General features: G+C 56.4%; 24 protein-coding genes and 1 riboswitch. Of the genes, 6 read left to right on the forward strand and 18 right to left on the reverse strand.

Annotated features, from left to right (window positions below; all coding sequences use genetic code 11):
* Positions 1-55 precede the first annotated feature (55 nt).
* The 6 genes from MNODULE_RS08855 to MNODULE_RS08880 all read right to left on the reverse strand — a co-directional run bounded on the left by MNODULE_RS08855 (position 56) and on the right by MNODULE_RS08880 (position 5,086).
* Positions 56-469: a CBS domain-containing protein gene (locus MNODULE_RS08855; RefSeq protein ID WP_168059064.1), complete on the reverse strand. Its 414-nt coding sequence runs from the start codon at positions 467-469 to the stop codon at positions 56-58.
* Positions 470-513: 44 nt separating this feature from the next.
* Positions 514-987: a universal stress protein gene (locus tag MNODULE_RS08860; protein WP_168059065.1), complete on the reverse strand. Its 474-nt coding sequence runs from the start codon at positions 985-987 to the stop codon at positions 514-516.
* 187 nt (positions 988-1,174) lie between these two features.
* The gene (locus MNODULE_RS08865) at positions 1,175-2,884 is read right to left on the reverse strand and encodes an ABC1 kinase family protein (RefSeq protein ID WP_168059066.1); all 1,710 of its coding nucleotides are present in this window, start codon (positions 2,882-2,884) and stop codon (positions 1,175-1,177) included.
* Between the two features lie 10 nt (positions 2,885-2,894).
* Positions 2,895-3,347, reverse strand: coding sequence for a universal stress protein (locus MNODULE_RS08870; RefSeq protein ID WP_168059067.1), 453 nt, complete (start codon positions 3,345-3,347; stop codon positions 2,895-2,897).
* Positions 3,348-3,431: 84 nt separating this feature from the next.
* On the reverse strand, positions 3,432-3,887 hold the full coding sequence (locus tag MNODULE_RS08875) for a response regulator (protein WP_168059068.1): 456 nt from the start codon (positions 3,885-3,887) through the stop codon (positions 3,432-3,434).
* A gap of 29 nt (positions 3,888-3,916) precedes the next feature.
* The gene (locus MNODULE_RS08880) at positions 3,917-5,086 is read right to left on the reverse strand and encodes a sensor histidine kinase (protein WP_168059069.1); all 1,170 of its coding nucleotides are present in this window, start codon (positions 5,084-5,086) and stop codon (positions 3,917-3,919) included.
* A gap of 175 nt (positions 5,087-5,261) precedes the next feature.
* Here MNODULE_RS08880 and MNODULE_RS08885 point away from each other — a divergent pair, with 175 nt between their 5' ends.
* Entirely contained in the window at positions 5,262-5,939 is a 678-nt protein-coding gene (locus MNODULE_RS08885) for a response regulator transcription factor (RefSeq protein WP_168059070.1), read from the forward strand.
* 12 nt (positions 5,940-5,951) lie between these two features.
* Here MNODULE_RS08885 and MNODULE_RS08890 read toward each other — a convergent pair whose 3' ends face one another.
* From MNODULE_RS08890 to MNODULE_RS08920, 7 genes are all read right to left on the reverse strand, one after another.
* Positions 5,952-6,137, reverse strand: coding sequence for a hypothetical protein (locus MNODULE_RS08890; protein WP_168059071.1), 186 nt, complete (start codon positions 6,135-6,137; stop codon positions 5,952-5,954).
* Positions 6,138-6,495: 358 nt separating this feature from the next.
* Positions 6,496-7,017 carry a universal stress protein gene (locus MNODULE_RS08895; RefSeq protein WP_168059072.1) on the reverse strand — a complete coding sequence of 174 codons (522 nt, stop codon included), beginning with the start codon at positions 7,015-7,017 and terminating at the stop codon, positions 6,496-6,498.
* A 78-nt stretch (positions 7,018-7,095) separates the two neighbouring features.
* On the reverse strand, positions 7,096-7,539 hold the full coding sequence (locus MNODULE_RS08900) for a CBS domain-containing protein (protein WP_168059073.1): 444 nt from the start codon (positions 7,537-7,539) through the stop codon (positions 7,096-7,098).
* A gap of 235 nt (positions 7,540-7,774) precedes the next feature.
* Complete coding sequence (locus MNODULE_RS08905) at positions 7,775-8,311, reverse strand: hypothetical protein (protein ID WP_168059074.1); 537 nt, start codon at positions 8,309-8,311, stop codon at positions 7,775-7,777.
* Between the two features lie 314 nt (positions 8,312-8,625).
* Positions 8,626-10,029, reverse strand: coding sequence for an MBL fold metallo-hydrolase RNA specificity domain-containing protein (locus MNODULE_RS08910; RefSeq protein WP_168059259.1), 1,404 nt, complete (start codon positions 10,027-10,029; stop codon positions 8,626-8,628).
* A gap of 52 nt (positions 10,030-10,081) precedes the next feature.
* Positions 10,082-12,529, reverse strand: a complete 2,448-nt coding sequence (gene ppsA, locus MNODULE_RS08915; protein WP_422666750.1) for a phosphoenolpyruvate synthase — start codon at positions 12,527-12,529, stop codon at positions 10,082-10,084.
* Positions 12,530-12,533: 4 nt separating this feature from the next.
* On the reverse strand, positions 12,534-12,947 hold the full coding sequence (locus MNODULE_RS08920) for an OsmC family protein (protein WP_168059076.1): 414 nt from the start codon (positions 12,945-12,947) through the stop codon (positions 12,534-12,536).
* 245 nt (positions 12,948-13,192) lie between these two features.
* On the opposite strand from MNODULE_RS08920, the gene MNODULE_RS08925 reads away from it, so the two are divergent.
* Together MNODULE_RS08925 and MNODULE_RS08930 are read left to right on the forward strand one after the other, a co-directional pair.
* Positions 13,193-14,554, forward strand: a complete 1,362-nt coding sequence (locus MNODULE_RS08925) for a diguanylate cyclase domain-containing protein (protein WP_168059077.1) — start codon at positions 13,193-13,195, stop codon at positions 14,552-14,554.
* A gap of 225 nt (positions 14,555-14,779) precedes the next feature.
* The gene (locus MNODULE_RS08930) at positions 14,780-16,669 is read left to right on the forward strand and encodes a cation:proton antiporter (protein WP_168059078.1); all 1,890 of its coding nucleotides are present in this window, start codon (positions 14,780-14,782) and stop codon (positions 16,667-16,669) included.
* A 449-nt stretch (positions 16,670-17,118) separates the two neighbouring features.
* Here MNODULE_RS08930 and MNODULE_RS08935 read toward each other — a convergent pair whose 3' ends face one another.
* The 5 genes from MNODULE_RS08935 to MNODULE_RS08955 all read right to left on the reverse strand — a co-directional run bounded on the left by MNODULE_RS08935 (position 17,119) and on the right by MNODULE_RS08955 (position 22,075).
* Entirely contained in the window at positions 17,119-17,589 is a 471-nt protein-coding gene (locus MNODULE_RS08935; RefSeq protein WP_168059079.1) for a DUF3016 domain-containing protein, read from the reverse strand.
* Positions 17,590-17,963: 374 nt separating this feature from the next.
* Positions 17,964-18,308, reverse strand: a complete 345-nt coding sequence (locus tag MNODULE_RS08940) for a PilZ domain-containing protein (protein WP_320412453.1) — start codon at positions 18,306-18,308, stop codon at positions 17,964-17,966.
* A 55-nt stretch (positions 18,309-18,363) separates the two neighbouring features.
* Positions 18,364-18,460, reverse strand: a riboswitch (cyclic di-GMP riboswitch).
* Positions 18,461-18,667: 207 nt separating this feature from the next.
* Positions 18,668-19,030: a hypothetical protein gene (locus tag MNODULE_RS08945; RefSeq protein ID WP_168059081.1), complete on the reverse strand. Its 363-nt coding sequence runs from the start codon at positions 19,028-19,030 to the stop codon at positions 18,668-18,670.
* Positions 19,031-19,311: 281 nt separating this feature from the next.
* Positions 19,312-20,724: a sigma-54-dependent transcriptional regulator gene (locus MNODULE_RS08950; RefSeq protein WP_168059082.1), complete on the reverse strand. Its 1,413-nt coding sequence runs from the start codon at positions 20,722-20,724 to the stop codon at positions 19,312-19,314.
* A 4-nt stretch (positions 20,725-20,728) separates the two neighbouring features.
* Entirely contained in the window at positions 20,729-22,075 is a 1,347-nt protein-coding gene (locus tag MNODULE_RS08955; protein ID WP_168059083.1) for a sensor histidine kinase, read from the reverse strand.
* A gap of 435 nt (positions 22,076-22,510) precedes the next feature.
* Between MNODULE_RS08955 and MNODULE_RS08960 the strand changes: the two genes are divergently transcribed.
* The 3 genes from MNODULE_RS08960 to MNODULE_RS08970 are packed head-to-tail and all read left to right on the forward strand — an operon-like array spanning position 22,511 to position 26,251.
* The gene (locus tag MNODULE_RS08960; protein WP_168059084.1) at positions 22,511-22,903 is read left to right on the forward strand and encodes a response regulator transcription factor; all 393 of its coding nucleotides are present in this window, start codon (positions 22,511-22,513) and stop codon (positions 22,901-22,903) included.
* Positions 22,904-22,955: 52 nt separating this feature from the next.
* Positions 22,956-24,887: a sensor histidine kinase gene (locus tag MNODULE_RS08965; RefSeq protein ID WP_168059085.1), complete on the forward strand. Its 1,932-nt coding sequence runs from the start codon at positions 22,956-22,958 to the stop codon at positions 24,885-24,887.
* Positions 24,888-24,898: 11 nt separating this feature from the next.
* Positions 24,899-26,251 carry a sigma-54-dependent transcriptional regulator gene (locus tag MNODULE_RS08970; RefSeq protein WP_168059086.1) on the forward strand — a complete coding sequence of 451 codons (1,353 nt, stop codon included), beginning with the start codon at positions 24,899-24,901 and terminating at the stop codon, positions 26,249-26,251.
* Positions 26,252-26,280: the final 29 nt, after the last annotated feature.

The following is a 26,280-nucleotide window of genomic DNA, read 5'->3' on the forward strand; positions in this document are numbered from 1 at the left end:
CCGGGGAGGGGAGTGCTTCGATCGATTTTCAGGAAGAGGTTGCCCAATGGGAATGTTATTCCGGCGGGCCGAGGAAAAATCCGGCCATCTCTTCCATGTAGAGCGGCCGGAGGAGATCCCGGACCGAAAAGACGCCGACCACCTCTCCCCCGCGGGTCACGGCAAGGTGGCGGATTCCCTTCCCCTCCATCAGGTCATTCGCCTCCATCACCGTTCTGTCGGCCTCGATGGTGATGAGAGGGGACTGCATCACCTGCCGGGCCGGAATGCCGGAGGGATCGAGCTGTTTTGCGATCACCTTTCGGACGATATCGGTCTCGGTGATGATCCCGACGTAGGTCCCTTTTCGCGTCACCAAGAGGCTTCCGATCCGATGATTCGCCATCTCCTTAGCCACTTCCGCGATGTTTTTCTCAGCGTCGATCGCGTTGATTTTCGTTGTCATGAATCGTTCCACCAGGGGAATCATCACTTTCTCCTTTTCATGTGAAGGACGTTTTTCCCGGGCAGCTTTCAAGCGGCCTCGGTCGTCTCTTCCGCCTCTACTTTTTCCCTCTCGGCCGCTATCGGCTGCCGCACCGCCACGATGGGGACGGGAGAAGCGCGAAGAACCCGCTCCGTCACGCTCCCCATCAACAGGCGCGGTACCCCCGTTCTGCCGTGCGTTCCCATCACGATGAGATCGCACTGAAGATCCCCCGCCGCTTTGATAATCTCGGCGGCGGGATCTCCCTTGAGAAGGTGGGTTTCGACCAAGAGCCCCTCCTCCCTCACCGGCTGAACCATCCAATCGAGCCTCTGTTGCAGCCTCAGTTCATGAAAGCCGAATGGTTCGAGGTGGGAGGCGGCCATGTCGATCGGCTCTATGACATGGGCTAAAAGAAGGGTCGCGTCCATTTGCCGGGCGAGTTGGACCGCATGATTAAATGCCTCTTTCGAGGTGTCCGAGAAATCGGTCGCAATGAAAATTCTCTTTATCTTCTTCATTTCGATTCCTCCAGAAGCAAAGGGTCCTTTCCGTCTTGTCTGATTTGGCGGTGATGTTCATCGTCGCCTTTGTAAGCCTATTCTGACCGAATGAAGAAGCGGCGACAACACCCCAAAGGGGGCGTTTTGCAAGAGCACAATCACGAGGAGGGAGGCGGAAGGGAAGAGATAAACGTGTTTATCTTTTTCACGGCAGGGGCGTCTGTCTGAGCCGGGAGAGAAACCAGAGAAAGAGCGCTCCACAGATTGCCGCGCTCAGGTGGCTGAGGGAGAGGCCGAAGAGGACCCGTTTCCCTTCCAGATAGAAAAGGCCGAGGGTGACGACGGAGAGGGCCGTGAGGACGAGTCCCAAGATCCGAAGGTCGTTTTGCCGATCAAACTCCTGCTTGATCCCATGGAGGTCGCCGGCGTCGAGCTTCACGCCGATCTCCCCCCGCTCCAGCTTGATCAGGACCTTTTCGACTCGATCCGGAAGGTTCTTGACAAGCTCCAAGCGATCTAAGAGGTCGGTTTCAACGGTCCGGAGGAGGCGACGGGGGCTCCAATACGCCTGCCACGTTTTTTGGACGAACGGCTCCAGCTCCCGGTTGAAGTCGAATTCGGGATAAAGGAGCAGCCCCATCCCCTCGGTGGTCAGGATCGCCTTGCCGAAGAGGGCGAGGTCGGAGGGGAACCGGATGCCGTTTCGCGTTCCCTGATTGATCGCCCGGAAGAAGGCGCGGGCGGCGCTCGGCGGATGGGGCGAGTAGAAAAACTCGCTCAAAATGTTGGAGAGATCTTTCTTGAAGCCGCTGACGTCGCTTCGTTCGTCGATCAACGCCAGGCGGAGAAAGTGTTTGGTGAACCCCTCCATGTCTTTTTTGACGAAGGCGAGGAGGGCATGAAGCAGGGTGCGTCGCGCCTCCTCATCCAAATAACCGACCATCCCGAAATCGTGCAGGCAGAGCGACCCCTCCGGCGTGGCGAAGAAATTGCCGGGGTGCGGATCGGCATGGAAAAACCCGGCGATCAGAAACTGCTCGAAGAAAGCATCGACCCCGATCGAGGCGAGCCGTTTTCGATCGATTCCCAATGCCTCCATTCCCGCCAAGTCGTCGGCCTTGACCCCATGCGAGAAGGTCATCGTGAGGACCCGCTTCGTCGTCCACTCCCAGTAGACCCGGGGAATGTGGATGTTCGGATTCTCCTTGAAGATCGCCCGGAAGCGTTCGGCGTGATGTCCCTCGGCCTCGAAGTCGAGCTCCCGCAGGGTCCAGTCGGCGAACTCCTTCACGATCCGGGTCGGCCGGTAGATGTTCCACTCCGGGATGAAGCGCTCCGCCAGACGGGACAAATAATAGAGAAGATGAATGTCCTGCCGGATGATTTTCTCGATCTCCGGCCGCTGGACTTTGACGGCGACTTCGGTCCCGTCGATTAAAAGCGCGCGATGGACCTGGGCAAGCGATCCGGCCGCCGCCGGTTTTTCCTCGAACGATTTGAAGAGCGCCTCCGGGGGGGCGCCGAATTCTTCCGCGACGATCCGGCGGACCGCTTCGTACGGAAAGGGCGCGACGTCGCTTTGCAGCTTGGAGAGCTCCCGGGAGAGGGGCTCGCCGACGAGATCGGCCCGCATGCTCAAGACCTGTCCCAACTTGACGAAGGTCGGTCCCAATCGCTCCAGGACCGATCGGAGGAGGGCGGGGGAGAGGATCGGACCGCTCCCGTCGATTTTCATCAGGGGGGCTTCCGGGGGACGCCGGGTGAAAACGGCCCGGAGCCGAAACCAAAGGGGGATGAAGTATTTCAGCCGCAATCGCTGAATGAGGAGGTCCCCCCCCGATTCGAAGACGACCCCGACGATCGTCCGCAGGCGATTCAAGTCGGTCCATTTGAATTGGAGCGATCGGTCATTCATTATACGACCGTCAGGCCGGCGTGAAGACATGCTGCGGGCTCTTGATCGTCAGGACGGGGCAGGGGGCCTGCCGGACCACCTTCTCCGCCTGGCTTCCCATCATGACGTGCGAGAACCCGGTCCGTCCATGTGTCCCCATGATGATCAGATCGGCATTGTGCTTCCGCGCCCCCTGAATGATCTCTACGAAGGGGACCCCGTCGGCCAACAGCGCGCTTGCCTCCAGCCCTTCCTTTTCGGCCTGCTCCACAAGATCATGGAGCATGGCGTTGCCGCGGTCTTTCATGAAGGCGTATCCCTCATCGGCCATCGGGGTCATCTCATCGGGATGATCGGGCCATTCGAGGGTGTGCATAAAAACCATCTTTGCGCCGATCCGTTTGGCCATCGAAAAGGCGTAGTCGACCGCCTCGTTGGAGAGCTCTGAAAAATCGGTGGGGACGAGAATGGTATTGATCTTCATGGCGATCCTCCTTTCGTTATTGTTAGCTCATTGTGTGCTACAGGAAGGATCGACGGCAATCCCACGAAAGGGGGGTTTTGACGACTAACCGGAGGGGGGAAGCGAGGCGATGACGATCCAGTACTCCTGAACCGCGTGGACGACCCGCATGAAGTTGTCGAACTCGACCGGTTTTTGGATGTAGGTGTTGACGCCCAAATTGTAGGTGCGCACGACATCCTCCTCTCGGGGGGAGGCGGTCAGAACGATCACCGGAATCGATTTCAGCCCCTCATCCTTCTTTATCTGCTGGAGCACCTCCATCCCGCCGACCTTCGGCAAATTCAGATCGAGCAGGATCATGCCGGGGCGAGGGAAAGCGATGAGATCGCTGTATTTTCCCTGATGGTAGAGATAGTCGAGGGCCTCCTGCCCGTCTCTGACCACGATCAGCTCATTTTTTACCTTTCCTCTGGCGAAGGCGCGCCGGGTAATCTCGATATCCTGCAGGTTGTCCTCCACCAGGAGGATCTTCACCGGTTGAAGCGTTTGACTCGACATGGCCTTCCAGCTCCCACTTAAAATGAATGTTATCGTGAGTCCTTTTGGGGAAGGGTAAAGAAGAAGGTGCTTCCTTTCCCCGGCGCAGACTCGACCCAAATTTTCCCGCCGCAGTCCTCGATGATCTTCTTGCAGATGGCGAGCCCCGCGCCGGTCCCCTCGAACTCCTCCTGGGGATGGAGCCGCTCGAAGAGTCCGAAGATCTGAGCCTGATAGCGGGGATCGATCCCGATGCCGTTGTCCTTGACCGAGAAGAGATAAAACCCCTTCTCCTCTTTGAGGTCGATTTCTATCTCCGGAACGGACGACATATTGAATTTAATGGCGTTGGAGAGAAGATTCTTGAAGAGCTCTCCCATCCGGGTCGGATCGCAAACGACCGTCGGGAGGAGATGTTTCCGGGAGATCCGGACCTTCTTCTGCTCGATTGTATAAGAGAGATCTTCCTCGACCTTCCTGAAGATCTGGTTGAGATCGATCTTCTGCTGCGCGGGGGCCTTTCGAGAAATCGAGGCGAGCGTCAGCAGGTCGTGGATTAAATCTTTCATCCGGACGGCGGAAGATTTGAGAAATTGAACATAGCGGCGTCCCTCGTTGTCTAATAGATGAGCGTAATCTTCGGCGAGGAATCCGGCGAACGCCTCGATTCCCCGCAGCGGTTCCTTCAGATCGTGCGAGACGACATGAACGAAGTCGTCCATCTCGCGGATTTTCTCGCGCAGCTTCTGTTCCGCCCCCTTCTTGTCGGTGATGTCGCGGACGATGCTGATGACCCGGGCCCCCTCCTCTGTTTCAATCGGGCTCAGGCTGATCTCCACCGGGAACTCGCTCCCGTCTTTGCGGCGGCCCGCCAGGTCGAGGCCGGCCCCCATCGGCCGGGTCCGCGGCTGGGTGTGATAGTTTTCCCGGTGGCCGACATGCGCCCCCCGAAAGCGCTCCGGCACCAGGATCTCGATCGGCTGGCCGAGCAGCTCTTCACGGAGATAGCCGAAGAGCTTTTCCGCCTGGGCGTTCACCAGCGTGATCAATCCGCCCCGATCGACGATGATGATTCCATCGGGAGCCACCTCCAAAAGGCGCTGAAACTTCAACCCCGCCTTACGATGGGTGCTCTCGGTTTCCTCTGCCTGCGCCAGTCGGCGACGGAGGAGGTCGATCTCCGCGAGAAGTTGTTCTTTCGTTTTTTCTCTGTCGTTCATACGAATCCGGCTTAATCTTTGATGTTTGCCGCGCCGCTCGAATCGGCCCGGATGATAGCAGAGGGAAGGGGAGAAGGCAATGGCCTTTTCCCTCCCTCCCGCGTCGTTGACAGCGGCTCACAACCAGAATATAATCTCGAATGACCGGTTCACCTCTCAATGGATTATATCTCATATGAGTACCGTCAACAAAGAGTCGATTCCGATCTTTCTGGTGGAGGACAGCCCTTCCGACATCGAAGTGATCCGGCGCTCCCTCAAGAAGGGGGGCATCTCGAATCCGCTCCACATCGCGCGGGACGGTCAGGAGGCGGTCGATTTTCTCCACGAACGGTTTGCCCACCCGGGCGTTCTGATCCTCGATATCCATCTTCCAAAAATCAACGGCATCGATGTTTTGCACGAGGCCAAACAGATCGATCCCGATATCATCGCGATCATGCTGACCAGCCACGCTTCCATGAAGACCGCCATCCAGTCTTTGAGGCGGGAAGGGGCTTTCGATTACCTTGAGAAGTCAAAGGACGATCTGCCGCAGCTGATCGAAGCGGTCCGTCTCGCAATCGAGAAGCGGGCCCTTCAGCTTCAGAGCCGCTGGGTGGTCCAGGCCGAGGGGAGCGAGCGGGTCATCGACATGAAGAAGGTTCAAGAGACGTTCGATCTCTCCACCCGGGAGGTGGACGTCGTCAAGTGCCTCTGCCGGGGGGACGCCAACAAGGAGATCGCCGACCGGCTCTTCATCAGCGAGCTGACCGTCAAAGGACATCTCAAGAAGATCTATCAAAAGATGGACGTTCACAACCGGGCCACCCTCGTCTCCAAAATCTTGTCCGGACCGATGCTCGGCGTATAACCTTCCGGCCGATTAAGCAATCCCCAGCCGGTAGTGCCTCCCTCCTCGTGCCTCAGCGGAGCAGGGGACCGATCGATTCCGGATCACGACCGGATCGATCAGGTCGCCGCAACAGACGCACCGCGCCATGGCGATCCCCCCTTCCATTGTAAAGACCCGCTCTTCCACCATCATCCCCCGGCATCTCAAACATCTCATCGGATTCTCCTCCTTGGCGATGTATTCCTGGTTGTCGGTTCCTTGCGCTTGTCTTAAACGGCTTGAAGAAGTTCAGCGTCTTTCACTTCTGTTGAACATGATGCCATTTTGCCGGATCATCGCGCGGGGCACAACGCCCCGAAAGGGGTGTTTTCGCCCGAAAGGGGTGTTTTCGGTAGAGGAGAAGAGGGGGGTCTATCGAATGAGATGATGCGGCGAAAGAGGAATGAAAGGGAATGAGTTGGATGTTTCAGGAAGGCGAGAACAATTTATCGTCGGGGCGACCCGATGGGTCGCCCTTCTTTTAATGACGGATCAGGGCGAGGCGCCGCCTCGCCCCTGCGGCAACCGATTCGAATCAAATCATGATTCCCCAGTTGCCCGAGGAACCGGCTGCCGCCATTTGTTCTTCGAGCTTTTCTACTTGGGGAACTTTCTCCGCCTCTTTCTCTGTCCACGACCGGACGGTCAGGACCGGGATCGACGCGGTTCGGACGACCCTCTCGGCCACGCTTCCCATCATCAAATGGGCCATGCCGCTTCTCCCGTGGGTTCCCATCACGATGAGATCGCATTCCAGACGCTTCGCCTTATCGGCGATCTCCGTGGCCGGATCTCCCTTGAAGAGATGGGTCTCGATCTGGATCCCCTTCTGTTGCCAAGGGCGCGCGATCCGATCGAGCGCCTGGCTGGCCTGCACCCGATCGAATTCGGAGTATTCGATCAGCGCAAAATCGAGCGGGTAGCTGAGCGGGGTTAAAATATGGGTCAGAAGGAGCGTCGCGTTCAGCTGTTGCGCGAGAAAAACCGCATAAGCGATCGCCGCTTGTGAGCACGACGAAAAGTCGGTCGGCACGAAAATTTTATTCACCTTTTCCATGGCTGGTTCCTCCATTCGATTGCAGATGAGAGACGTCCCGCCGGGACGTCTCTATCCTCTTTCCCGATCCGCAATCTTCTAAAATACGGGGAGCGGTCCCAAGGACGATTCGAGATAACCGGCCAGGAGATCCCGGCGGGTGACCATCCCGGTTAAACGGTTCTCCTTGTCGACCACCGGGACACGGATGAGATGGCCTGATTGAAAAAGAACCATCATCTCCTCCGCCGCCATCTCCGCCGTGATGCAGATCGGCTCCGACATCACCTCTCTCGCCGAGGTTTCCCTTAAATCCAATCCGGCGAGCAGGGCGTTGAGGAGGTCGAATTCGGTGACGATCCCGATGAGCCGTCTCTCGGTGTCGACGATCGGAATTCCGCCGAAGCGTCCTTTGATCATTGCTTCCGAAAGGTCATGGCAGGAAGCGTCGGATGTGAAGGAGACGACTTCCCGTTCCATCATATGCGAGGCATCCATTTCCCAAAGTGTTTTGCCCCCAATCCAATAGTCTGTTCCACGCATGATCGTTCTCCTTATCTTTATCTTTTCATCAATCGTCTTTTCAGGTCTCAAGCGGTTTTGGGTGTTTTTCCATGGGGTCCTCTTCCCATCCGTCTCCTGACGATTTCGCCGGGAGGATCTCCGCGGAGACCTTGCTTCATTCGGGTGTAGTGCGATGCGATCCATCTCCTCCCCTTGCGGCGCAGGCGGACGGTTCCCTTCTCAATCGCCATCACGGGGAGAAAGATGGCCAGTGTCAAAGCGGCGATGAAAAAAAGGCGAAAGAGGGCGATTCCAAAGAGAAGTAGGGGAGGGCGCCCGGAGCCGGCCGCGTCGCATCATAAGTCGCATCATAAAAGGAGAGAAGAGGGGCCCCGCTGTAGGGGGGGGAACCACGGCCGGCGGAGTCGTCCGCCCATCCGTAGAGGAGGCGGGTGGAGCGACCCGTCGCCTCTTGCAGCAGGGCCAGTCTTTGGAGTATTTTTCTTTTTTCCATTTTTACTTGAGCCAACCGTGCATCTTGCTCGGCGAAATGAAGACTCCCCTGGTAGAGAAGGTATTCGGCATGAGGTTGGGATGCCGCCTTTGTTGTTTCTCTCATCATTCCGAGGAGCGTTTCCTCCTCCCGCCTCGTCCGGGCGAGTTGGTCCAGGAGGATCACATATTCCGTTTCGCCGTGAATGGACGGCGGAGCATTCTCCGCCGCGACAGCGCTTGCGTCTGTCGCAAGGAAGATCAGCACAAGTGCGATTCCCGTCCCTCTCAGAATTCCTTTCCGCACGGCCGGTCTCACCTTATCGCCTCCTCTCTTTCCTTCTGTAGATGTGGGATGGAGGGGGAGCTTTCCTTGTCAAACCCTCGCTTTCCGGGCAACCCTCCATCGGTTCGTCTTCCTGCCCGCCGTTCGCTCCCTTGCCTTTTGATAGAGCAGGATTGATGCCGGGCAGATGCGGCATCGGCTTTTCTTTTTTGCAAGCAATTACGGGCGGTTTAAAAAGGGGGCTGTAAAGAGGCAAATGACAGGGATGTCCGGGTGTTCAAGGGAGTAGACGGAATGGACAATCGTTGAAGGAGAGGGGCGGATGGCCACGTCATCACAGGGAAGGGTTATCCCAATTCCACCGACTCCAAATAGTCCGGGACGCGGCAGCGCCATCGCACCTTCTCTTCGATTCGGTGTCTGAGCGCGTCGGCCGCTTCCGGCTCGCCGTGCGTGATGAAGGTTTCTTTCGGCGGGACCGCGAAGCGGCCGAGCCAGTCGAGGATTTCGTCGGCGTCGGCGTGCGCCGAGAATTGGTCGAGGACGATCACCTCCGCTCGAATCGGGATATATTCGCCGTGGATCTTGATCGTCTTCGCCCCCGCCGCCATCGCGGCGCCCCGGGTTCCCCCGGCCTGATATCCGGCGAAGACGATCGTATTTCGCTCGTCCGGGGCGAACGTCTTCAGGTGATGCAGCACGCGGCCGCCGGTCGCCATTCCGCTCGCCGAGATCAAGATCATCGGATCACGGAGGGCGTTTACCCGTTTCGATTCCTCCACGCTGTGGACCAGGTGCGCGGTCCGGACCATCGCCCGGCATTGCGCCTCGTTCAGGCGATGTTCGCCGAGGTGCTCGTAATAGAGGCCGGTCGCCTCGATCGCCATCGGGCTGTTGAGGAAGACCGGGAGGTCGGGGATCGCCTTCGCTTCTTTCAGAAGATGAATGGCGTAGAGAAGGGTCTGGGCGCGGCCGACGGCGAAGGCGGGGATTACGACCACCCCGCCCCGCGCGGCGGTCCGGTTGATGATCTCGGCGAGAATCTTTTGCGGATCGGCCGGATCGTGACTGCGGTCTCCATAGGTCGATTCGATCACGAGATAGTCGGTCTTTCGAATGACCGACGGCGGCGCCATCAGCAGATCGTTCGGACGTCCCAGGTCTCCGGAGAAGAGAAGCGAGGTTCCGTTGAACTGAAGGGAGGTGAGCGCGGCGCCCAAGAGGTGTCCGGCCGGAAGGAATTGGAACGTCAATCCTTCTCCCAGATCGAACGCCTTGCCGAATTCGACGGTCCGAAACGAATGAAGCGAGCGCTCCGCGTCTTCCCGAGTGTAAAGCGGGAGGGCCGGGGCATGCTTGGAAAAGTGATGGCGGTTGGCGTACTCCGCATCCTCTTCTTGAAGATAGCCGCTGTCGGGGAGGAGAATCCGGCAGAGGTCCCGCGTCGCCGGGGTGGAATAGACCTTTCCGGCGAAACCGTCCCGGACCAGAAGCGGCAAATAGCCGCTGTGATCAAGATGGGCGTGGGTGAGGATCACCGCGTCGATTTCCCTCGGCTCGATCGGAAGGGCTTCCCAGTTTCGAAGGCGGAGCTGCTTGAACCCTTGAAAGAGGCCGCAGTCGATCAGAATCTTTTTCGAGCCGGCCGAAAAGAGATACTTCGACCCGGTAACGGTTCCGGTCGCCCCCAGGAAAGTGAGCGCCGGGGCCGCTTCTTTGTCGGGCGAAACGGAATCAGGCTCGCGATCCAATCGTTTGTATCGTTTCACATTCCTCCAGTCGGTAAGAAGAAAAACTACACCGTCAGGCGGCCTCTTCCCGTTCGGTTTCCAGAATCATCAGGGTCGTTTTCATCACCGCATCGGGATTCAGCGAGATGCTGTCGATCCCTTCCTCGACCAGAAACCGGGCGAACTCCGGATAGTCGCTGGGGGCCTGGCCGCAGATGCCGATCTTCCGGTCTTTGGCTTTCGCCGCGCGGATGACCGTGGCGATCATTTTTTTGACCGCCGGATTGCGTTCGTCGAAGATCGACGCCACGATCGCCGAATCGCGATCGACTCCCAAGACCAACTGCGTCAGGTCGTTTGAGCCGATCGAGAAACCGTCGAAGAGCTCGGCGAACTGCTCGGCGAGGAGAACATTGCTCGGGATCTCGCACATGACGTAGATTTCCAGCCCGTCCTTGCCTTGCTGGAGGCCGTGTTTGCGCATCTCGGCGATGACCTTCTTCCCCTCCTCCACCGTCCTGCAGAAGGGGACCATCAGCTTCACATTCTTCAGCCCCATCTCATCCCGAACCTTTTTCATCGCCCGGCACTCGAGCGCAAATCCGTCCCGGTATTTCGGGTGATAGTAACGCGAGGCGCCGCGGAAGCCGAGCATCGGGTTTTCCTCGGTCGGCTCGTATTTTTTCCCGCCGATCAGGTTGGCATATTCGTTCGTCTTAAAATCGCTGAGCCGCACGATGACGTCGTTCGGGTAGAAGGCCGCCCCGATCATCGCCACCCCCTGCGCGAGCTTGTCGATGAAGAATTGCGGCTTGTCGGCATATCCCGCGGTCAATCGATCGATTTCGGTTTTGACCGAGGGGTCTTCCAGTTTGTCGTAGTCGATCAGCGCCATCGGGTGGATTTGAATATAGTTGCTGATGATGAACTCTTCCCGCGCCAGCCCGACGCCGTCGTTCGGGATGAACGAGAGGCCGAACGCCTCCTGGGGATTGGCGACGTTCATCATGACCTTCGTTCTCGGCCGGCCGATTCCTTTGAGATCGATCCGGTCGATGTCGAAGGGGAGTTTTCCCTCATAGACAAATCCGGTTTCTCCCTCGGCGCAGGAGACGGTGATTTCTTGGCCGTCCTTTAATACCTCGGTTGCCCGCTCCGCCCCGACGATGGCGGGGAGCCCCAATTCGCGGCTGACAATCGCGGCGTGCGCCGTCCGTCCTCCCCGGTTGGTGATGATCGCCGCCGCCCTCTTCATGATCGGCTCCCAATCGGGATCGGTCTTGTCGGTCACCAAGATCTCGCCGGCGTTGAATTGATGCAGCTGTTGCACATTCTTGATGACGTGCGCTTTGCCGGTCGCGATCTTCTCCCCCACGCTCCGGCCGGTGACGAGGATCTGTCCCCGTTTCTTGAGCCGGTAGATCTCCATGACATTCCGGTCCCGCTGCGACTGGACCGTCTCCGGGCGGGCCTGGACGATGAAGAGCTCGCCGGTCAAACCGTCTTTCGCCCACTCCATGTCCATCGGGGTTTCGCGTCCGGCTTTGGCGCTGTAATGGTCTTCGATCACGCAGGCCCAGCGGGCGAGGGTGAGGATCTCCTCGTCGGTCAGAGCGAAGCGAATCCGGTCGTCCGCCGGGACCGGGATGTTCTTCGTCATCTTTCCCCCCCCGATGTCGTATACCAATTTGAATTCCTTATTTCCGGCGATTTTCTGAAGAATGGGTCGGAAACCGTGAAGCAGGGTCGGCTTGAAGACGGTGTATTCATCGGGATTGACCGAGCCCTGGACGACATTTTCTCCCAGACCATAGGCGGCGTTGATGAGGACGGCGTTTTTGAAGCCGGTTTCGGTGTCGATCGAGAACATCACGCCGGAGGCGGCGAGGTCGGAGCGGACCATGCGCTGGACCCCGATGGAAAGGGCGATCTTCAGCGAATCAAAACCTTTGTCGGCCCGGTAGGAGATGGCGCGGTCGGTAAAAAGGGAAGCGAAGCAGCGTTTGCAGCTGTCAAGGAGCGCCGCGTGCCCCTGCACATTTAGATAGGTCTCCTGCTGGCCGGCGAAGCTGGCGTCGGGGAGATCCTCCGCCGTCGCGCTGCTTCGGACGGCGACGTCGAGCGGGTGGGGAGCCTCCTCGCTGAGGTCGTCATACGCCGCAATCATTTCTTCTTCGAGATCCGCGGGGAGGGTGGCCGAGAGGATCGCCTGGCGGATCTGAAGACCCCTCCGGCGAAGATCGCCGATGTTGTGGGTGTCGAGGCCGCGGAGAGTCTCCGCGATCTTTTGATCGAGCTTCGCCTCCAGCAAGAAATAACGGTAGGCTTCGGCGGTGACGGCGAATCCGTTCGGGACTTTCACCCCCTTGGCCGACAGCTCCCGAACCATCTCTCCGAGCGACGCGTTTTTCCCGCCGACGAGGGGGACATCGTTGATCCCGATCTCATTAAACCATCGGATGTAACCTGTTTTGTTCAATTTAACCTCCCTTATCGAGTTCGCTTCAATCACCCTGCCGATCCGGTCAACCTTCCTGAAGCAGAACTTCGATCTGCGGCGGATGGGTCAGCGAGTTGTGAATGGTGCACCCCTCCACGACCTTCTGAAGCCGGTCTTTCATTGCCGCGGGAAACCCCTTCGGCAGATTGACCCGCGTGCTGATCGCCCCGATCCGGTGCGGCTGCTCGGCGTAATCCCACGACACCGCCACCGCGAGCCCCTCCGTCGGGAGGTTGTGGCGCCGGCAGAAGCGGACGGCGAAGTAGCCGATGCAGGCACCGAGCGAGGCGATGAACATTTCAACCGGCGTGATTCCCTGATCGTCGCCCCCCTCCTCCTTCGGCTGATCGATGATCAGCCGGTGGCCGCGGACCGCTACGGTAAGTTGGACGCCGGAGGTCCAGGAGATCGTCATCGATTCTTTTTGCAGCTCTTTCATGTTATTTCCTTTCTCGAAGGTTCAACGATTCTAATGCTCGTAAGGATAGATCATCCATCACCTCTTGCCATTTTGACCCAGGCGGCGGCAAGGGGACAACCCCCCGAAAGTGGTATTTCATTGCAAAGAACGGAAGGGGTGTCTTCATCGCAATACCCCATATGGGGGGTTGCCCTTTTTCAGGGAGGTGCGAGAAAATATTCAATATGAGTGCCGGATCAGCGTAAAAAATAGGATCGTGCATCATGAAGAAACATTCAAAAAGAGAACGACTTCTCAAGGAGGTTGATCTCATCGAGGAATCTTCTGTTCAGGCTGGGCAGAAGGGGATCGAACCGATATGGCGAGATGAAAAGGAGGGAAAGATCCTCTCGAGTGTCGTGGAGCAGACCGCCGATTCGGTTGTCATCACCGACCCTGCGGGCCGGATCGAATATGTCAACCCGGCCTTCGAAAAGCAGACCGGCTTCAGCAAACAGGAAGCGGTCGGAAAAACGCCGCGACTGGTCAAATCGGGAAAGCAGGACGCGGCGTTTTACAAGCAGCTCTGGGATACGATTCGAGCGGGGCGCGTGTTTCGAGGGGTGCTGATTAACCGGAGAAGAGACGGCTCGATTTATTACGAAGAGAAAACGATCACGCCGCTTATCAATGCGGAGGGGGCCATTGTCCGCTATGTTTCCACGGGAAAAGATATCACCCCGCGGATGCGCTTAGAGGAGGAGCGGATGCGGTTGGTCGCAACGCTGGAAGAGACCACCGATTTGGTCGCGATTACCAATGCCGATGGCGAGATCGTTTATCTAAACAAAACCGGTCGAACGCTGCTTGGGCTTCAGTCTGACGGACCCCTCCCTGTTATTAAATTGTCTGATGTCGTCCCGGAATGGACCCGAACGCTTCTTATCGGGGAAGCGATTCCATCGGCCATTCGTCATGGATCGTGGAGCGGGGAGACGGCATTGATCGATCGCTCGGGGCGGGAGGTGCCTGTATCGCAAGTGATCCTCGCCCATCGAACGTCGGGGGGAGAGGTCGAGTTTCTCTCGACCATCGCCCGGGATATCAGCGATCGCAAAATGCAAACGGCCAATCTGGAATACCTTGCCACGCACGATCCGTTGACGAATCTTCCGAATCGGACCCTGTTCCTCGATCGGCTCAACCATACTCTCCTCGCCGCGCAAAGAGAAAAGGGGTCCTTCGGGCTTTTGATCATCGATCTCGATCGATTCAAAGAGATCAATGATTCATTGGGCCATCCGGTCGGGGACGCCGTCCTGCAAGAGGTCGGAGTGCGCCTGAAGCGGGCGCTCCGAGACTCGGATACCGTCGCGCGGATTGGGGGAGATGAGTTTGCCGTGATATTGCCGAATGTGAACCGTGAAGGGGGACCCGCCGCGATCCGAAAAATTCGGACGGCGCTTGAAGAGCCCTTTGTCCTGGATGGAGGTTCTCTTTTCGTTTATGCCAGTGTCGGGATGGTTCTCTTTCCCGAGCATGGCAAAGAGGCCCTGACCCTCATCCGCCGTGCAGACGAAGCGATGTATCGGGCAAAACAGTCCGGAAGCGGCTATGAAATCGATTCTTCCCTCCAAAAAAAGTAAGTCTGCCTGTTTTACAAAATGTGATTTCCCCCCTGCCGACGGCGCATCCCCTCCCTTCACCACGTTCCCAAACCGCAACATTTTTCCGATAATCGCCCATTTTTGGGAAGCTTACCCCCTCGGCTTGTGCTAAAATCCTTAATCTCTTCCTTCCGGAGGGGATATGATGGAGAGCGCTCCGCTCTTTGGAAAAAATCTGTTCCAATATCTTTATGAGAAGTTTTCATGGACACCGCTCATATCGGTCTTATTATTGCCGTCGCGTTGGCGGCGGGTGTTTTTGCCCAGAGCGTTAGCCGGCACCTGCGGATTCCCGGAATCGTTCTGCTTCTCGCTCTTGGCGTTCTTCTCGGACCGGAGGCGCTCAATTGGGTGAAGCCGCGCGCCCTGGGCGCCGGGCTTTTCGGGATCGTCGACTTTGCCGTTGCGATCATCCTCTTCGAGGGGGGATTGAATCTGGTCTTCTCCCGGCTTCGCCGGGAGGAACTGCCGATCCGAAGGCTGATCACCTGGGGCGCGCTGGTGAGCCTGATCGGGGGAACGGTCGCCGTACGCGCCCTGCTTGGATGGTCCTGGGATCTCGCCTTTTTATTCGGGAGCCTCGTCGTTGTCACCGGTCCGACTGTCGTCACCCCGCTGGTCCGCGAGATGCGTCTTCGGCCGAAGATCAAAACCATTCTCGAGGCCGAGGGGGTCCTGATCGACCCGATCGGGGTGATCTTGGCGGTGCTGGTGTTCGATATTGTCTTGACACCGGAGGCGAAAACCGTCATGAGCGGGTTGGCCACCACCCTTCTCCGTCTCGGCTTCGGAGTCCTGTCCGGGATGGCGGGCGGGTTCTTGATCGGCCGGCTGCTTCGCTTTAGGCGCGTGGTGCCGCACGGACACGAGAATATTTTCGCCCTCGCCTCCGCCGTTCTGATCTTTCACGGCTGCGACCATGTCGTTCCCCATAGCGGCATTTTCGCCGTCACGATCGCGGGAGTCGTCGTCGGAAACTCGCAAATCCCCGTTGACCGGGACTTGCGCGAATTCAAAGATCAATTAACCGTGCTCCTGGTGGGGCTTCTCTTCATTCTCCTTTCCGCGGATATCCGTCTGGAGGATGTGCGCGGCCTCGGCTGGCAAGGTCTCGGTGTTCTGGGAGCGCTGATTTTTGCCGTCCGTCCGCTGGGCGTCTGGTTTTCAACGAGGGGATCGAATCTCTCTCTGCAAGAGAGATTCTTTATCTCCTGGGTCGCGCCCCGCGGCATCGTGGCGGCGGCCCTTGCAACCCTCACCGCCGCTACGATGGAGAGCAACGGGATGCCGGGAAGCACGGGACTGCGGGCGCTGGTGTTCTTGACCATCGCCGGAACGGTCCTTCTCGCAGGGTTCACCGCGCGACCGGTGGCGACGCTCCTCGGGCTGCGGCTTCCCGGAAGGGATCGGGTTGCCATCCTGGGGGCGCATGGACTGGGGCTGGTGCTCGGCGCCGAGCTTCGAGACGCGGGACTGCCGGTCGTTTTTCTCGACTCCGATCCGAAATTCTGCCGACAAGCGGAGGAGGCCGGCTTTCCGGTTGTTTTCGGGAACGCGCTCGAGGAGCGGACGCTGCTTCGGGCTCAATTCGAGTTGGTCGGCGTCGCCGTCGGGGTTACCTCGAACGAACACCTCAACAGCATGTTCGTCGGGCAAGCCAATGAGTTCTTTGAGGTTCCGAAAGGATATGTCGCCGTGGACGCGTTGGAAGGGGGGAAAACACCGGAATATGTTCAGCGGCAGGGAGCGGAGGTCCTTTTTGACGGCCCCCACGAAACGGAGCGCTGGGATGTCCGATTCCGGCACAAGGATGCGGTGGTGGAGAGGCTGGTCTTTCGTCCCTCAAGAGAGGCGGAGGATCTGGCCGCTGCGGCCAAGAGCGCGCTCTCTAAGAACGGCGAGCGGTTCGTAATCCTGGCGACCCGGCGGGGAGAGAAGATCTTTCCGATGTCTCTGAGCTATACGCCGCGTGATGGGGATATCGCTTCGGTGGCCCTCTACATTCCGGAGCGCGAGGCGGCGCTCCGGCTGCTTGGCGAATGGGGATGGGAGAAGAGCGAAACCAAGGTGGAACCCACCCCTTCCACCGTCTAATCTCCGTTAACACGCATTTTCGATCATTTTTGTGGACCTTAAAATCGGATCCGAATGACCCATCCTATTCAGCATGTTCACAATCCGATGTTCCGATCCCCAGTCACTCCACAAAACCCCTCGAACTGGAAGAACCAATAAGGGCGATCGTTTTTGCAAAGAAAAAATCTTCAAAAATCTTTTGAGAAATTAACAGTTCCATTTTTCGGTCAATCCCGCTAATGATCGACAACTTATCGATCCTCCTCGAATTCTCGAAGAGGTTTTTCGAATGGTATATCTCGGTGGCGCGAAGCTATACCGTTCTCTACGGGGCGTTGAGCGGATTCCTCTTCCTCTGGTTCTACTATATCTCACTGGTCTTATTATCTTGGCTGTCGTCGGCTCAATCGTCGGTCGAATTGCAACATCGGATTTGGAGAATCAGAATCCCGTTATTTATTGTTAAATTAAAGTGTAGAATTCGACCGTTGGATGGCAAGAATAAGGTGGTGGCTGGCCTTCGTGGACGATCTTAGAACCTTTGTTTTTGAGATTTCAGTGACATTTTTTTGGAGCGTGACCTCGCCGTTTTCCTCCAGGGCATAACGGACTTTGATCCGCGGCCAGGTCACCTCGCGCAAAATCCGCACATCCGAAAACCCGCCCTGGTGAAACGGCTCATAGCAGCCGGCGAGGTCGATATCAAGGATTTCGATTTTTAGACTCTGGTTCGGTTTGAGATAACGCTCTCCAAGCGATTCCGGGTATTCTTTAAGCTCTTGAATGACCTGCTCGGAGACCCGATCGCCCAGGTAGCGTCCCGCATCGGTGTAGCGTTCCGGATTCTTGAAAGAAATGTCGATGGCCGCCTGAGCGGTCGAAGCCCAGAATGCCGTGATCACGGAGAACAACAGAAACGGTTTGATGATCTCTTGCATCGCTTCCTCCCTACTCAATGGGGTTTGTAATACCGACCGCTTCCTGTACAAGAGCTGACCCGATGGTTTTGTGAGTCGTCTTGGACTTCAACCAAATGAATACAGGTTGCCATACCACCCACGCATAAACTGATTCGCTGTATTCTCTCCCTTCTGAATTCATAAAAGTAAGAATGGTTTGCACTCGCGTATCAGACGGGATCGGCCTGGTCGCATGAAGTCCCACGCCGGCGGGAGTTAAAGTGATGATCTGACCGTCAAAAGAATCACTGCCGTCGTCGTAATTCCAGATGAGAGTTCCTTTTAAGCTCAAACGTGTTGACTGATGTGTATGTTCTTCTGTTATGAACCCCCCTCGAATCTCGTTGCCTTAACTATTCAGTAAGATATGTAAACAGAGCTGATCCATTTTCTTTTGAGATCGGTTCTAGAAAGCGGATGCCTAATTGAAAGTTTTTATCCAATTTCAGAGAAGAGACAACCTCCCCTCGGATTGCCCTTACTGATTCTAGGCGCTGCTTGCCGAAAAAATGTATTGTAATCAGGACTGTGGTGCCGGGCGAGAGGATCTCTTTGGTGTAAACGGCGATACCACCCAAACTGACATTGCTTACATAGCCACTGAGAGTGTCATCGGCTCCCTGTCCCCATATTTCAACCCAACCGGTCATGGCCCTTCTCGGGTGTGAACGTCTGTCCGTCACTTTTGCTTCCTCCACAAATAAAAATCCCTACACTCTGCCGATAAGAGCATAGGGATCGTCTTTTTAGCTCTTCGGCGGTCCTTCATGCCATATCTTGCTTTCTTGGGCAAGACGTAGGCCAATGACTTTGCGGGCCTGCCTTTCGGTCAGGGGTGCTATTATCGGAGCAAAATACAATTGTTAATTCAAATAATACCACTCAAGCATGTAGCGTCAATGACGATTGATATTTAGGGAAGCCGAATTAGGCATTGTATGTTTCGTCTGTGTTCCGTGGTCCGTTCATAACGGAGGAGGATGGGGCCCCATCCTCCTCGGCGTTGGCCGACAAGCCGAGTTGCCTCTACATTCCCTTCGTTCACGATGAATTGCCGTCAGCGATTCGATGAAGCCGTCTGCTTCTTCATCTCTGGAACTCGAAGTGTGGCATTGAGAACAGATACTCCCTGCTCCCGTGTGTAAACCTCTGAAATGATCCGTTCCGGCTTGCCGTCATTCCCGATGATGCCGGGCGGAGGGGTATGGGCCGAGAGCAGAGCCCAAGCGAGGTTGACGTAGAAAAACGCGAACAACACAATTGCCCCAAAACCAAAATAGAGATCGAACATTGGATTCTCCTTCTTTTTCAGAATACAGTTTTTTGATTTGGTGATTGGATTTGGTTCAATTACGATTACTCCAATCACGCCGCCGTATAGAGCAAACCGGATGCCAAAATGGGAGAAAATCAAGATCAATTGTTGATCCGATTGAAATCTTTAAGAAAAGGACTATACCGCTCGTGGGTGTATCGGAGCGTTCTTCGGGAGCATTGGGTGATATCGCTGCGAAACGGGGGGATTGCCCCATTCACAGGAATGTTGTGTGCGTGGAGCCGCCTAAAATTCATCCGTCGAGGAGGAATTTTAGGCGGCTGAGCCATTTATTGATGCAGGGGGTGCGGGCCGTCCAGGTGGACTGGTAAATTTTTCAGCGAAAGAATCAAGGCGGTTCCGCTTAGATGTGGACCGGAGTTCTATTAAGAAGAAGAGGGCTCAAGTTTATACTTATCCATCCGGTATCGGAGCGTATCGCGGGTCAGTCCCAGGAGCTTTGCTGCCTGTGTGACATTCCAGGAAGTTTGCTCAAGAGCCTGAAGGACAAAGTCGCGCTCCACCTTTTCCAATGAAATGCCCTGGAGAGGAAGGGGGAAACGGTCCATATTTTCCTTTTGCCGATCGACCTGATTCATTTTGATAAGACCGGTAAGGAGCGAGAGCTGCTCCGGTGCGATAACGCTGTCACGGGAGAGGAGGACAGTCTGTTCAATCATGTTCCGAAGTTCTCTCACGTTGCCGGGCCAGGAATAATTGAGGAGCACTTTTTCCGCTTCGGGGCTAAAGCGCATTCCTTGTTTCCCGTAGCGCCGCGATTGAATCGTTAAAAAATGATCTGCAAGAAGCAGGATGTCATTCCCGCGGCTGCGGAGGGGAGGAAGCTCCAGATTGATAATTCGAAGGCGAAAAAAAAGGTCGGAGCGGAATCGTCCTTGGCGGACGGCTTCTTCCAGTGATTGGTTTGTCGCGGTGACGATGCGGACGTCGACCTTCTGTTCTCGAATATTCCCGATGCGGCGGATCACTTTGTCTTCAAGCGCTTTGAGCAATTTGGCTTGAAGGGAAATTTCAATTTCCCCGATCTCATCTAAAAAGAGGGTTCCTCCTTCCGCCGCCTGGAAAAGGCCGATCTTCTTCTCTTTCGCGTCGGTGAAGGCGCCTCGTTCATAACCGAAGAGCTCCGCCTCCAAAAGGTGGGTCGGAATGGAGGCGCAATTAATCTCGATGAAAGGGCCGTTTTTTCGCGGACCGTTATAATGAAGCGCCCGGGCCGCCAGCTCTTTTCCCGTGCCGGTCTCACCGGTGATCAGAACCGCCGGCGGGTCTCCTTCCGTCAACTTCCGCTCCGAATCGATGATTTGCTCGATCTGATGTTTCAAGGAGCGCATGGGGGGCGACTCTCCAATCAGGGCGGAAAGGGTGCTTTCACCCGCTTCTTTTTCTCTGTAATAAGAGAGGGTCCCTTCCAGCTTGGACTGGCCGACCGCCTTGTCCAGGAGGACCTTCAGTTTCGCGAGGACCAGTGGTTTATTCATAAAGTCATAAGCGCCGGCCTTCATCGCGTCGACTGCCGTTTCAATGTTCCCATGTGCGGTGATGATGACGATCTTCACCTGCGCGTCGCGTTCCTTTATCCGAGCGAGGGCGTCAAGGCCGCTCATTCCCGGCAGCTGTAGATCGAGTAAGATGACGTCCGGCTTAAACGAATCGAGCTGCTGGAATCCTTCCTCGGCGCTCTGGGCGATTCGGACCTCGTATCCATAGCGTTCCAGATACGTCTTCATGTTTCTTGCCAGCGTCGTTTCATCTTCAATGATGAGCGTGGCGTACGACATCGATCTACCTCGCTAATGGAATGTGCATAAAAACCGTGGTTCCAACCGCCGCTTCGCTTTCCAGCCGCAAGATTCCGCCGTGCCGCTCGATGATCCGTTTGGCCAGCGAGAGTCCAACCCCCATCCCCTTTGATTTCGTCGTATAAAACGGTTTAAAAATCTTGTCCATCTGCTCGATCGGGATGCCGCACCCGGTGTCTTTAATCACGACCTCCACCCGGCTGTCGCTTTTCTCGATTCGGCTCGACACGGTTAGCTCCCCCCCGTCCGGCATGGCATCGAGTGAATTGGCGATCAGGCTGATGAGGACGTGGCGCATCAATCCCTCATCCGCGTGGACGAGGGGAGAAGCCGGATCGAGCTTTTGCGTCAGCTTCACGTTCCTTTTTTTTATCTCCCGATCAAGGGAGTCGAGCGTCGATTGGATCAGGCCGTTGATTTGAATGGAGGCGGGATTCCCGCTCGGCGGCTTGGAGTAGACGAGCAGTTCTCGGATCCAATCCTCAATGCGGTCCGTCTCATGAATGATCTCCTCGGCGGTGGCGCGAAAAGGGGGGCTCTCTTCCAATGCCACCTCCGCGGAGGAGCGGATGGAGGCGAGCGGATTCCGGATGCCGTGGGCCACGGCCGAAGCCATCTCTCCGATGGCGGCCATCGTTTCGGATTCGACGAGCTGCTCCTGCTGACGCCGAATGACTTGCGCCGCGCGGCGGACGATCCAAAAAAGAGAGGCATAGAGAAAGAGGCCTCCTAAACCGGCGCTCAACCAGACCAGCCGGTTTCCCTGTTTGATGGCATGAAAGAGGGTGAGCGGAACTTTGTAAACTTCTACCACTCCGACGACTTTGTTCTCCCTGATGTTCCAAATGGGGATATAAATCTCGGCGAAAAAGGGAACCTCCTGATCGAAAACGTGCTCCGGTTTTGATGATTTCCCGGAAGTCCCGCTCGTGACGGCCAGTTTTCCCGAAAGCGCCGTCTCCAATTGGGGGTTGGGGCTGAAACGATGGCCGATGAAGCGATCGTCATCCGACCAGAGAATCGATCCGTTGCTGTTGTAAACATTCGCCCGGACCACCTCCGGCATGGTGGCAATCTGCTTGAAGAAGGCCTCGAAAACGGTTTTCGTTTTTCCGGGATCATCCGTCTCGAAATAGCTTCGCGTGTTCTCCGCTTGCGCGATGGTCTGGACAAACTCCATCGTCACGACGGCGTCGCGCTGGAGCATGTTGTGCGTAAGAAAGTTCGAGAGGAGAAAAGAAGAGACGGCTGTGATCAGGCCAATGGAGAGGAAACTCAGAAGCGCGAACCGGCGGAGCAGATTAAATGAACGTTTTTTTTCAATCGCCATTAGACTTTAAACGCGGGTAGAGGAAATAGATCCGAGTCACTTCAAAATCTCCGATTAATCTAGCCCATTGCCGGCAACGAGTCAATGCGCTTAAGAACATGAGAATAGCAATTTATGTTCCAAACACGATCGACTTTTCCAGCGGTCATCGATTCATCGCAATTCTGGGCGTTCGAATTCAACCTGAAGGTAACACCCGGATTTGTTGTTGATCGACCATTGGGACATTTCCCCCAAGTCGTGGGGCAAATCCCCCATCGTGGGTGAATTGACCCGGAACAATTCCGACGGCTAAAAGTAAACGATTATTTTTCTGCGTATTTACAGGTGAATATATCAATATGCCTCGTCCGGCGCTTCGGCATTATATTTGCCCTTCGCTGTAGCGCTGAAAGGGCATTGAACCTTGGGATAGTGAGGGAGAGAAACATCATCTTGAAAAATAAAATCTTAATTGTCGAGGATGAACCGGTTTTGCAGAAAAACATCGCAATCAGCCTTCGCCGCGAAGGGTATGAAGTGATGGAAGCGGGTAGCGGAGCGGACGCCTGGCGAATATTAGATGTTTCTTCAATCGACTTTCTTATTTTGGATGTCGGCTTACCCGATTACAACGGCCTTGAGCTATTGAAAGAGATCCGAGAAATCCACCCGCGACTTTCAACCATTGTGATGACGGCGCGAGACGCTCCGGAGATACAAGACCGGGCAATCAAATGGGGCGCAGCGGCATTTCTGGCAAAGCCGATTGCGCTTCGCGTATTAAAAGCCAAGATCCGGAGCATCGAAGAAAAAAAACATCGCCAACAACCGGAAAGCAAACAATGACAAACACTTTTATTGCGGGCCGAAGATGCCGGCGCTTTCCCGAACTGTTCAGATGAAGCGGCCGATTTTCCGCAGCCGGCTCTTTTTTAAGTTCATCATCCCCTATATTTTTTTAATCGTGCTCGTTTTTTCCCTCAGCGGATGGCTTTTCTTCTCCTCTGCAAGCGAGGCACTCGACGCGGAATTGTCCCGACGCTTGATCGGGGTGGCTGATCTGACTTCGAGAACGGTGAATCCCGCTTTCATTTTGAGAATTCAGCCCGGGGATGAAGACACTTCTCTTTATCGGCTGATCCTGGGGGAGTTGGAAAAGATTCGAGAGGCCGCTCAGGTGAAAGACATCCATCTTTTTAATCGTCAAAACAGGGTCATCGTCGATTTAGATGGAACGCAAGCGATCGGAGAAGAGGATCTGCTCCTCCAGATCGACGCCTATGAGCTTGGTCAGGTATGGCGCGGACAGGCGGTCTCGTCCATTCTCTACCGGGGACGGGACGGGCGGTTTTATAAAGCCGGTTATGCCCCCTTAAAGGATGAGCAGGGAGCGATCATTGCGGGAGTCGGGGTCGAAGTGGGGGTCGATTTCATGCAGATCATGGATCGGGTCCGCCGCCAGTTCATCGGAATCACCCTTGCCAGCGGAGGATTGATCCTCCTGATCAGTTTTCTGATCTCCCAATCGATCATCCGTCCGATACAGACACTGACTTCCGCGACCGAGGAGCTTGGAAATGAGGAGGGCTACCCGACGGTCGATTTAAATCGAAACGACGAGCTGGGCGACCTCGGAAAACATTTTAACCGGATGATTGATCAGATCCGGACAAAAGACGCATTGCTCCGTCGAATGTACGACGAAGAACGAACCCGCGCGGAGGTCCTTGAAGGATACAGCCAAACGCTCCTGAAAAGCATCCCGAGCGGGGTCTTGGGGGTGAACCTGAAAGGAGAGATCACTTCGTGTAATCCGGCCGCCGAGAAGATACTCGGCCTCTCCTCATTGAGCCTGCTTGATCGGCCGGTTCAGGGGGCGCTCGGCGTCTGCGCTCCTTTGGAGAAAATCATCATGACCACGGTGACCACCGGAAGGGAGGCGGCCTGGGAAGAATCCCCGGTCGAAGATCCATCGGGGGGGAAACGTTGGATCGGTGCGATGGCTTCGCCGATTAAAAATGGGGGAGGAAGAGAAATCGGCGCCACCGCGGTTTTTGCCGACCTCACGGAGGTGAAAAACCTGCAAGAGGAGATCGCGTTAAAGCGGCAGATGGCGATTCTCGGCGAGCTCTCGGCGGGGATGGCGCATGAGATCCGAAATCCGCTCGCCGCGATTCAGGCGCTCGGCGAGCTGCTCAGCCGAAGGGTGAAGGGGAGGGCCGGTCGCGATGAGCAAGGTCATGTTCCGTCCGGTGAGGGAGACCTTGAGGAATTGAGCCGGGACCTGGTCGCCGAGATCAGGCATCTGAACCGCTTCGTCACCGAATTTCTGATTTATGCGCGAATGCCGCTGCTTCGTATTGAAAAGAGCGATCTTCGGGAGATTGTCGATGCGGCCCTCTCGCTGGCCGCGCCGTCCGGAAGGCCGGAGCGGGTCGTCGTCCGGAATAACATTCCTCCTTCCTTCCCCGAAGCGCCGGTCGATCCGATTGAGTTCCGGCGGGTCCTCCTCAATTTAATCCAGAACGCATTCCAGGCGATGGGGGAAGAGGGGGAGCTCGGCATTGATGCCGAAATTGTACATCGGTATCTCGTCCTGCGCGTCTCGGACACCGGCCCCGGGATTTCATCGGAGCACCGGGATAAAATCTTTCGTCCTTTTTTTACGACAAAGCAGGGGGGAACGGGGCTGGGCCTCGCGATTTCAGAGCGGATCATCCGCGGGCACGGCGGAAGCCTGACCTTTGAAACCGGCGAAGGGAAGGGGACGACCTTCATCGTTCAGATCCCTCTGCAGGAACCGATAGAAACACCCACCCTGATTTCATAGCGGAGTGAACGATGATTCGGATGTTGATTGCGGAAGACAAAGAGGCGATGCGGCGGTCGTTGGTCCGTCTTTTCTCTGAAAAAGGACATGAAGTCATCGAAGCGGGGAGCGGCGCGGAGGCGCTGGAGCGCTTCAACGAGACGGAGATTGATCTGGTGATTACCGATCTTCAGATGGGGGAGGTCGGCGGACTCCAGGTCCTTTGCGAGGTCAAAAAAAGGTCGCCCCAGACCCCGGTGTTGATGGTCACGGCGTTCGGAACGGTGGAGACCGCGGTGGAAGCGATGCGTCAGGGGGCGTTCGACTACATCCTCAAGCCATTTTCACTGACGGAAATCGAAGCACGGGTGGAGAAGGCGTTGGAGCAACGAAGACTGCTGACGGAGAACCGGTACCTGAAAGAAATACTCAATCACACCGTCGGACGGATGGTGGGCCGCTCGGAGCGGATGCAGCAAGTCTATCGGCTCATTGAAAAGGTCGCTCCCTATCCCTCCCCTGTGTTGGTCCTCGGAGAGACCGGAACGGGAAAGGAGCTGGTCGCCAGAGAGACCCACCGGATGAGCGCGCATCATGCCGGCCCGTTCATCGCGGTCAATTGCGGGGCGATCCCTGAGAATCTCCTGGAGAGCGAGCTCTTCGGATATGAGAAGGGGGCGTTTACGGGCGCCGCGGCCCAGAAGAAAGGCTGGCTGGAGTTGGCCGAGGGGGGGACCTTATTTCTCGACGAGATCGGCGAGCTTCCCCTCTCCCTTCAGGTCAAGCTCCTGCGGTTTTTACAGGAGCGGGAAATTCAGCGGGTGGGGGGAACAAAAACCATCCGGGTCGATGTGCGTTTGATCGCCGCGACGAACCGCGATTTAAAAGAGGAAATTCAAGCGCACCGCTTTCGAGAAGATCTCTATTACCGAATCCGGGTGATTGAAATCCATCTCCCGCCGCTCAGAGAAAGGCATGGAGATATACCGGAACTGACGGCTTACTTCTTGCAAAAGTTTAGTCGTGAGCTTCATAAGAAGCTCGAAATGGCCCCGGAAGCCCTCGATCTGCTCTCCCTCTATCCATGGCCCGGGAACGTGCGGGAGCTGGAGAACGTCATCGAACGGGCCGCCGTTCTTTCGGAGGGGGAGGTCATTCGAGCGGGCGATCTTCCCCCGGAACTCCAGCTGGTTTCAACGCCGACGGAATCGAACGGGGAGGGGGCCGAATTGGGCCTGACCGAGCGCTTGGAGATGCTAGAGCGTGACATCATCAAGAAGACACTGGAGGAGACGGCGGGAAATCAGACACAGGCGGCCAGGATGCTCCGCCTGCACCGCAGCTCGCTCCAGTACAAGATGCGCAAGTATGGGCTGTTGGATTAGCGGAGCCATTCATGGACTTCTGCGGTGCG

Source organism: Candidatus Manganitrophus noduliformans, from assembly GCF_012184425.1.
GTDB lineage: Bacteria > Nitrospirota > Nitrospiria > SBBL01 > Manganitrophaceae > Manganitrophus > Manganitrophus noduliformans.

What these genes read in the sequence shown, in the direction of transcription:
- MNODULE_RS08935 (WP_168059079.1), bottom strand. Translation starts at nt 17,589, where the DNA reads ATGCAAGAGATCATCAAACCGTTTCTGTTGTTCTCCGTGATCACGGCA.
- MNODULE_RS08965 (WP_168059085.1), top strand. Translation starts at nt 22,956, where the DNA reads ATGAAGCGGCCGATTTTCCGCAGCCGGCTCTTTTTTAAGTTCATCATC.
- MNODULE_RS08970 (WP_168059086.1), top strand. Translation starts at nt 24,899, where the DNA reads ATGATTCGGATGTTGATTGCGGAAGACAAAGAGGCGATGCGGCGGTCG.
- MNODULE_RS08870 (WP_168059067.1), bottom strand. Translation starts at nt 3,347, where the DNA reads ATGAAGATCAATACCATTCTCGTCCCCACCGATTTTTCAGAGCTCTCC.
- MNODULE_RS08895 (WP_168059072.1), bottom strand. Translation starts at nt 7,017, where the DNA reads ATGGAAAAGGTGAATAAAATTTTCGTGCCGACCGACTTTTCGTCGTGC.
- MNODULE_RS08860 (WP_168059065.1), bottom strand. Translation starts at nt 987, where the DNA reads ATGAAGAAGATAAAGAGAATTTTCATTGCGACCGATTTCTCGGACACC.
- MNODULE_RS08955 (WP_168059083.1), bottom strand. Translation starts at nt 22,075, where the DNA reads ATGGCGATTGAAAAAAAACGTTCATTTAATCTGCTCCGCCGGTTCGCG.
- MNODULE_RS08930 (WP_168059078.1), top strand. Translation starts at nt 14,780, where the DNA reads ATGGACACCGCTCATATCGGTCTTATTATTGCCGTCGCGTTGGCGGCG.
- MNODULE_RS08900 (WP_168059073.1), bottom strand. Translation starts at nt 7,539, where the DNA reads ATGCGTGGAACAGACTATTGGATTGGGGGCAAAACACTTTGGGAAATG.
- MNODULE_RS08885 (WP_168059070.1), top strand. Translation starts at nt 5,262, where the DNA reads ATGAGTACCGTCAACAAAGAGTCGATTCCGATCTTTCTGGTGGAGGAC.
- MNODULE_RS08880 (WP_168059069.1), bottom strand. Translation starts at nt 5,086, where the DNA reads ATGAACGACAGAGAAAAAACGAAAGAACAACTTCTCGCGGAGATCGAC.
- MNODULE_RS08950 (WP_168059082.1), bottom strand. Translation starts at nt 20,724, where the DNA reads ATGTCGTACGCCACGCTCATCATTGAAGATGAAACGACGCTGGCAAGA.
- MNODULE_RS08920 (WP_168059076.1), bottom strand. Translation starts at nt 12,947, where the DNA reads ATGAAAGAGCTGCAAAAAGAATCGATGACGATCTCCTGGACCTCCGGC.
- MNODULE_RS08855 (WP_168059064.1), bottom strand. Translation starts at nt 469, where the DNA reads ATGATTCCCCTGGTGGAACGATTCATGACAACGAAAATCAACGCGATC.
- MNODULE_RS08890 (WP_168059071.1), bottom strand. Translation starts at nt 6,137, where the DNA reads ATGAGATGTTTGAGATGCCGGGGGATGATGGTGGAAGAGCGGGTCTTT.
- MNODULE_RS08875 (WP_168059068.1), bottom strand. Translation starts at nt 3,887, where the DNA reads ATGTCGAGTCAAACGCTTCAACCGGTGAAGATCCTCCTGGTGGAGGAC.
- MNODULE_RS08865 (WP_168059066.1), bottom strand. Translation starts at nt 2,884, where the DNA reads ATGAATGACCGATCGCTCCAATTCAAATGGACCGACTTGAATCGCCTG.
- MNODULE_RS08925 (WP_168059077.1), top strand. Translation starts at nt 13,193, where the DNA reads ATGAAGAAACATTCAAAAAGAGAACGACTTCTCAAGGAGGTTGATCTC.